The organism is Geofilum rubicundum JCM 15548 (assembly GCF_000974365.1).
Lineage (GTDB): Bacteria > Bacteroidota > Bacteroidia > Bacteroidales > Marinilabiliaceae > Geofilum > Geofilum rubicundum.
In genome coordinates this window covers 49,283-57,228 of the sequence record NZ_BAZW01000027.1, presented here as the reverse complement: position 1 = coordinate 57,228, position 7,946 = coordinate 49,283, and the positions used below count along the sequence as shown (strand labels likewise).

At 48.1% G+C, this 7,946-nt stretch carries 7 protein-coding genes; all 7 read left to right on the top strand.

Annotated elements, in window-relative coordinates:
• Positions 1-169: 169 nt before the first annotated feature.
• The 7 genes from JCM15548_RS12490 to JCM15548_RS12460 all read left to right on the top strand — a co-directional run bounded on the left by JCM15548_RS12490 (position 170) and on the right by JCM15548_RS12460 (position 7,881).
• Complete coding sequence (locus JCM15548_RS12490; RefSeq protein ID WP_062125861.1) at positions 170-655, top strand: hypothetical protein; 486 nt, start codon at positions 170-172, stop codon at positions 653-655.
• A 117-nt stretch (positions 656-772) separates the two neighbouring features.
• A complete protein-coding gene (locus tag JCM15548_RS12485; RefSeq protein ID WP_062125848.1) occupies positions 773-2,335 on the top strand; it encodes a sensor histidine kinase in 1,563 nt (520 codons plus the stop codon).
• The gene (locus tag JCM15548_RS12480) at positions 2,332-3,018 is read left to right on the top strand and encodes a response regulator transcription factor (protein ID WP_062125845.1); all 687 of its coding nucleotides are present in this window, start codon (positions 2,332-2,334) and stop codon (positions 3,016-3,018) included. The genes JCM15548_RS12485 and JCM15548_RS12480 overlap by 4 nt, the downstream gene beginning before the upstream one ends.
• 143 nt (positions 3,019-3,161) lie before the next feature.
• A complete protein-coding gene (locus JCM15548_RS12475; RefSeq protein WP_062125842.1) occupies positions 3,162-3,935 on the top strand; it encodes a beta galactosidase jelly roll domain-containing protein in 774 nt (257 codons plus the stop codon).
• Entirely contained in the window at positions 3,896-4,240 is a 345-nt protein-coding gene (locus JCM15548_RS12470) for a beta galactosidase jelly roll domain-containing protein (protein WP_083985125.1), read from the top strand. The genes JCM15548_RS12475 and JCM15548_RS12470 overlap by 40 nt, the downstream gene beginning before the upstream one ends.
• Before the next feature lie 11 nt (positions 4,241-4,251).
• Complete coding sequence (locus JCM15548_RS12465; protein WP_062125836.1) at positions 4,252-5,265, top strand: beta galactosidase jelly roll domain-containing protein; 1,014 nt, start codon at positions 4,252-4,254, stop codon at positions 5,263-5,265.
• Positions 5,266-5,457: 192 nt separating this feature from the next.
• Positions 5,458-7,881: a glycoside hydrolase family 2 TIM barrel-domain containing protein gene (locus JCM15548_RS12460; RefSeq protein WP_062125833.1), complete on the top strand. Its 2,424-nt coding sequence runs from the start codon at positions 5,458-5,460 to the stop codon at positions 7,879-7,881.
• Positions 7,882-7,946 lie beyond the last annotated feature (65 nt).

Below are 7,946 nucleotides of genomic sequence, written 5' to 3'. Positions count from 1 at the left end.
CAACCTAATGCCCCCACCAACCCTATCAACCCATCATACCCTTCCCACCCCTCTCCCATGACATCTCATGACAACACATGAAAACACCATGACACCTAAACATATCCGCTGCCCTACATTTGTATCAGAATAATTAATCAATCCATGTTTAACTAAAATTTCTGAAACGATGAAAGCAATGTTATTAATTACCGCGATGGCCCTTATGGGAATTTTTGTCAATGCCCAAAAAGTAACTTCCAATTATGTGGTGACCCACAACGACACCCTCATTTGTCAGGACATTACAGTAGGTGCCTTTAAGACCACCTGTACCCGACTGGATGGCGAAACCATTAAAATGGCCAACAAAGACGTACTCAGATACGCCAAAGATGGCAAGCTCATGCAAAGAATGCCGGTTTATGTGTACAATCAAAAAACCAAACGCCAGGACATGATGGAACTAATCGATTACCGAAACCAGGTAGCCGTTTACAAACATGAGTTTTACAATGGCAGCTCCGATCATCCGGATGTGAATTTCTACTTCTATGTGCATGGCGACTGCATCGAAATTCAAAAGAATCCACAACTCGATGACATCAAAGAATTTGTGATGAATTGGAACAAAGATGACATTCAGGTGGCCGACCAGCAACTGACGAAAAAATAATGAGCCGGGAAAGCATTCGGATCCGCTATAAAAAGAATCTCAGGATTTATGGTCCGTAAATAGCTAAAAACAAAATAGTTTTTTAGTTTTATTCCTTGAATTTTCCCATTACAGAATATGAACCAGACACTGCATAAAATTTTAATAGGCCTCACAGTGCTGTTGCTGTTCCCGGTTGCCATTGCCACCTTTTATGAATACACCAGGATCAATGACAACGAGGAACTCATCAGCACTGTTTATCAAAACCAACTCGAAACCATTGTATCGTCTATTAACACTTATGCACAGGATGTGGCAGGCAATTGGTCCTCACGCATCGATTTATGGCTGATGTATCCATCCGATGAAGCCCTGCTTCAGCGTCTGGGGGATGAAAACCCATCCATACTGGGCCTGTACACCAGTACTGACAGCCAACAAATCCAGACCCTCTACACTGCCCCCAATCACGAAAACAAGTCACCACTAATAGCTAAAATCCAGCAACAGGAGGCAGCCGCCATCCAACAATTATTGACTTATTACGACAACAACTACCGCAAATTCCTCTCCCACGCCCAGCAAGAAAATGCCTTTTTTCTTTTATTTATTGGTAAGGACAGAGAAAATGAGCCGGTAGTGTGTTTCATTGAACTCGACCTTCAGCTATTTCTGCAAAACCATGTCAGTCCCCGGATGCAATCCATTGCCCAGGACAATTTCATCATCGCCTTGCGTCATCAACCATCCGGAAATATTCTGTTGACCAGCGAAGGGACCCCCGACCAAAACATCCGTTTTGATCAGGAAGGCGACATGTGGCTCTTTCCCCAAATCAAGATTGGCATCAGTCTCCAACAGCAAACCATCTCAGACCTCGCCTCCTCGAGGGTCAAAGAAGGCCTCATGCTCATTGGGGTGGTTCTGGTCGTCCTCATAGCCGGTGTCTGGTTTTTGTATTCAAGTGTCAAAAAAGAAATTCAGCTGGCACAAATAAAGTCAGAATTCATCTCCAATGTTTCCCACGAAATTCGCACCCCTCTGGCCCTCATCAGCATGTACATAGAAACCCTGGAAATGGGTCGGGTAAAAACAGTGGAAAAAGTCCAGGAGTACTATAAAATCATAGGAACGGAAACCCATCGACTGACCAGCATGGTGGATAAAATCCTGAGTTTCTCCAAGATTGAAAGCGGCAAGCGGATTTACAAATCGGAGATTTGTAACCTCAATCTGGTTACTGAGCAAATTCTGGAGACTTACCATTTCCATCTCAACAACAAAAATTTTCATCTCCAATTCAGTCCCGAACAGCCCTTGCCCAATATTCTGGGTGATAAAGAAGCCATTGCAGATGCCATCATCAACCTGATTGACAATGGCATCAAATACAGTCGGGACATTAAAAAAATCGATATAAGCACCGGGATCGAGAAACGAAAAGTTTTTATTGAAGTTAAAGATTACGGCAGAGGCATTGCCAAAAAAGACCAAAAACTGGTCTTTGACAAGTTTTTCAGGGTCACCAACCAAAATCTGGCCAACGAAGTAAAGGGGACCGGACTGGGCCTGTCTATTGTACAAGAAATTGTCAAGGCCCACAAAGGAAAAATTACGCTGACAAGTAAGCCGGAGGCTGGTTCGACCTTCCGCCTGTATTTTCCCATCATCCATAAACCCAAAAAGACAAACCAATGATTCATATCCTGATTGTTGAAGATGAAATTTCGATGCTCAAAGGCTTGCAGGACAACCTGGAGTTTGAAGGCTATCAGGTGGACACGGCCGACAATGGAGCAGAGGGTCTGAAAAAACTTCTGGCCAACAAATACCATCTGGTATTATTGGACGTCATGATGCCCGAGATGTCGGGCTTTGACGTGTGCAAATCGGCCCGCACCAGAGGCATTAAAACACCCATTATTATGCTCACGGCCAAGGCAGAAGAAATTGATAAGGTGCTGGGACTCGAATTTGGAGCCGATGACTACATCACCAAACCCTTCAGTCTGCGCGAACTCCTGGCACGCATCCGTGCCATTTTAAGACGCACCGGCATTGAAGCGTTGACCGAAGATCATCAGATACAAAAAATTGGCCGCTTGTCGGTCAACTTTGCGGGTTACACAGCCAGTGTGGATGGACAAGAGGTCAAACTCTCGCACAAGGAGTTTGAAATTCTTCATTACCTGTATGCCCATAAAAATGAAACCGTTGACCGCGACAATTTGTTGGATGCTGTTTGGGGAACCGACTACCAGCCAACATCGCGGACCATCGACAATTTTATTCTCAAACTGCGTCAAAAAATTGAAGCCGACTCCAACGATCCCAAAATCATTCTCACGGTGCATGGCATTGGCTATAAACTCATTCTGTGATCGGTGACAATTCGTGACATCTCCTAACATCCTGGCGACAATATCAACCAGCCATTGTTGTAAATTTGAAAATAATATGAGAGGCGTCGCAAAGCTGCATGTTTATTTGACGCACGAGAAATGATCCATAACAAACAACCATTATGAAAGCTTCTTTACTAGTCCTTGTCACCCTGCTTATAATTACCAGTCATGGCAGTTGCACCATCCGCATGAGTAGCGAAGCATCGTCTCCTACCATTGAACCGCTACTGACCCTCGATGGGAGCTGGAGATTCAACATCGGGGACGATGCGGCCTGGGCCGGGAAGGATTTTGACGATTCCCACTGGGATTCCCTGCGTGTGCCCGGAAAATGGCAGGATCAGGGTTATATTGGCTACAACGGCTACGCCTGGTACAGGCGCAGCATTACCATCCCCACCACCAGCTCCAGCGATCATTTGCAGCTTCAACTGGGCTACATTGATGATGTCAATGAAGTCTTTTTTAACGGGGTACTGATCGGCCAGACAGGCAGTTTTCCTCCGGAATACGAAACAGCCTACAACATTCCTGTGGTCTATCCCCTTCCCAAAGAGCTGATTCAATTCAATGCCCCCAACACCATCGCTGTTCGCGTTTTTGATGAAGGAGAAGAAGGCGGCATCATCCGGGGTCCACTAAGCATAGGGTATTATGAAGACGAACGCCTTTTAAGCCACAACCTGGCGGGCGACTGGAAAATCGCCTTCGACTTTAACAGAGCGTATCTGAACGACGATTACAAAGATGATGAATGGCACCCCATATACGTGCCGGCTACCTGGGAAAGTCAGGGTTTCACCAATTATAACGCACCGCCACCTACCGAAAAACTTTTGAAACGCCCCCGCATCTGGCCCATCAACCACTCTTTCTCATTCTGGGAAAAATAGACGACCAGGATCAGGTGTATTTAAACGGCCAATTGATTGGCGAAACCGAAGACATGTACAAAACCGCCTTGGACAACAGGAACAGAGGGGACTGGCAGATCAGACGCACCTACCCGATTCCTGAGAATCTCCTCCGTACAGACGGTCCCAACACCCTGGTGGTAGTAGTGGAAGATTTTGAAGGCAACGGAGGCATTTACGAAGGGCCGGTGGGACTGATGACGGAAGAAAACTGCCTGACCTATATCAAGGAGCATCGAAATACGGTGTTTTATCGCAAATTCTACCCTTTTGGTTTCCACTAAATTAATGACTCATGAAAGCACTGCTATATATAGGCGTTTGTCTGCTACTGGCCTTCAGGTTGAGTGCTGAAGGAGACAGATACGACGAGATCCTAAATCTGCACGGTCAGTGGAAATTCATGATCGGGGATGACCTGCAAAGAGCTGAGCGCGAGTTCGACGATGGCGATTGGGAATCCATAAAGGTGCCCTCAACCTGGGAAAACCAGGGTTTTCCCGGCTATGACGGTTATGCATGGTACCGTCGGCAAGTGTCCATGCCCCCATCTCACAAGGGCGCCGCTCACGTATTGTTCATGGGCTATATTGATGATGTGGATGAAGTCTATTTTAATGGAGTAAAAATAGGTCACAAGGGCGCTTTTCCGCCCCGCTTCTCAACCGCCTATAAAAACGAACGCAGATACCCCCTTCCTTCAGAACTCATTAACTACAATGCACCCAATACCATTGCTGTAAGGGTTTACGATGCCCAGCTGGATGGTGGCATCATCCACGGTCCGGTAGGCATTTACATCCGGTACCGAGAACTTCCGCCCGACGTAGATCTGGAAGGTTATTGGAAATTTAAAACCGGCGATGATCTGGCGTGGCGCTTATCCGGCCACAACGATGATGATTGGCAGTCGATCACCGTTCCCGGCTTCTGGGAAGATCAAATCCGGGGCAATTACGATGGCTTTGGCTGGTACCGGAAGCAATTCCAGGCACCCCCATCCGAACAAAACAAAAGATATGTGTTGATGTTGGGTAAAGTGGACGACCTGGACGAAGTTTACATCAATGGGAAGCTGGTAGGAAAGACCGGAGAAATGCACCCCAACTATTCGCAAATGCAGGTAGGCTGGCAGCACCGGCAGGAACGCTATTATTATCTGAACGCCGGCGACATCATTCCCGGTCGGGTCAACACGATTGCTGTCCGTGTATACGATGCCATGGGTGGCGGCGGCATATATGCCGGACCGGTCGGTCTGGTGGAACTAAAACGCTTTGTAACCCATTGGCGGAAAAAGTCGCGGTAAAATCCCAATCCATTATCTCTACCTGATTACTGACTTGGGGAAAGGCCCGCAAACAAATGTGGCCCACTAAAAATCTATAGCAATTATTCGACAATCTCTATCCTGAAATAAACCCCTCCTTGCTCAGGCTCAGGCAAAATATTAAATTGGTCAAGTGATTTAATTGTATTAAACCAACAATAACATTTGACCATGGTAAAACGACAACTACTGATTGCTATTTTGGTATTAATGATGCTGCCTGTAAAGGGACAAGTAGCATTTGGCGATGCAGAACTGCTGAACAGGGACTGGAAATTTCAACTGGGCGACCCGCAAGAGGCGGCTGCGCCGGATTTTGACGACTCGCGCTGGCGCAGCCTGAACCTGCCGCACGACTGGAGCGTAGAAGGCACTTATAGTCCGCACCACGCCAGTGCTACCGGATATCTGCCCGGAGGTATCGGCTGGTACCGGAAACAAATCGACATCCCTACTTCACAAGCGAACCAAAAAATCTACCTCTACCTCGAAGGGGTTTACCGCAACGGAGAGGTTTTTATAAACGGCCACTCATTGGGCATGCGGCCCAATGGCTACATTTCATACATGCACGATTTAACGCCCCATCTTAATTTTGGCGGTAAAAACACCATTGCCGTAAGGGTGGACCACAGCGAGTCGGCCGATTCAAGATGGTACACCGGATCGGGCATTTACCGGGATGTCTATTTGGTAACGGCCCATCCCATTCACATCGATCAGTGGGGCATTCATTTTACCACCCCTAAGGTGACCAGCCGCAAAGCAGAAGTGCAGGTGGCCACCAGCCTTACCAATCACAGCGGAACCCCAACACCTTTGACGGTGACTCAGGAACTACGCGACAAAAACCAAATACAGGTGGCCAGCACTTCCTCCAGACTTTCTCTGGAAGGAGGAGAACAAGGCAGTGTCACCCAAAAAATGGACCTTTCGAATCCCCATTTATGGTCGCTCGACACCCCCTACTTATACACCCTTGTTACCAAGGTATATGCCAACAACGAAGTGATTGACCAAAGTGATATAAAGGTGGGTGTAAGAACCCTGGATTTTGACCCGGATAAAGGTTTTGCTTTGAACGGCGTATCCATGAACCTCAAAGGCGTTTGTCTCCACCACGATGCCGGCAGTCTGGGAGCCGCCGTGCCCCGTGAAGTCTGGAAGCGCCGCCTCTTGGCCTTAAAAGAACTGGGCACCAATGCCATCCGTACCAGTCACAACCCACAAGCCCCGGACTTGTATGAATTGTGTGATGAACTGGGACTTTTGGTACTCAATGAGGCCTTCGACGAATGGGAATACCCCAAAAAGAAGTGGATCGAAGGCTGGAACCAGGGAGAGCCCGGATTTCAGGGGCACGCCGCCTTTTTTGAAGAGTGGGCAGCCACCGACCTTAAAGATATGATTTTGCGCGACCGCAACCACCCCTCTATCATCATGTGGAGCATTGGTAATGAGGTCGATTACCCCAACGATCCCTACTCCCACCCTGTTCTGGATCAGGAAGGCATTGGTCAGCAACACGTTCGTGGCTATCAGCCCGACCAGCCGCATGCCGACCGCCTGGGTGCCATTGCAGAGCGCTTCGCCGCCATCGTCCGCAAGTACGATCCCACACGACCGGTAACGGCAGGACTGGCAGGACCGGTTATGTCCAACGAAACGGACTACCCCGGAGCACTGGATGTGGTGGGTTATAATTACACAGAGAACCGGTATGAAAGCGACCATAAAAAATATCCCGACAGGATCTTTTATGGCAGTGAAAACAGGCATGGCCTGAGTGAGTGGAAGCATGTACGCGACAAAGACTATATTTTTGGCCAATTTTTATGGACCGGTATTGATTACCTGGGAGAAGCACACAGATGGCCATCCCGTGGCTTCACCTCCGGACTCTTGGATTTGGCCGGCTACAAAAAGCCACGTGCCTATTTCCGTCAAAGCTTGTGGAGCAATGAGCCCATGGTTTATCTGGGCACCTACCCCAACGGACGCGGCCGCAACCATCTGTCTTCAGATGCCGACCCGGTATGGAACTACCAGGAAGATCAAACCATCCGCGTGGTGAGCTACACCAATTGCGAAACTGTCCAGTTGCTGTTGAATGGCGAAAAAATAGGTGAGCCAGTGGCCCAAAATGACGAAACAGGCATCATTCACTGGGACCTCCCCTTTGAAGGCGGAACGCTGGAAGCCATTGGCTACACCAATGGCCGGGAAACAGCCAGGTATCAGATACAGACCAGTGGGCGTCCCGAAAGCATCTCTGCCCAAATCTGGGACAATAAACAGGCCATCGACAAAGATTTTGGCGTGGCTCAGATAGAAGTGGAGATTTTAGACGCAGAAGGAAAACACGTTGTTTTGGCAGATAATGAAATTTCCGTTCGCGTCCGCGGCCCCTTCTCCCTGCTGGGAATGGAAGCCAGTAATCCACAAGACATGGGCAACTACAAAAACAACCGGCTCAGGGCCTTTAACGGACGTATGATTGTTTACATACAAGCCAACGGCGAAGCGGGTGAAGGCACCATTGAGCTAACAGCCCCCTGGCTGAAAGGAGCCACTGTTACCATTCAATCGGAGTAAGCGACCAATACGGCTCAATGACGACCTTTTATCATTTTAAAAAGAAGCCCCTGTATTGCTTTGGC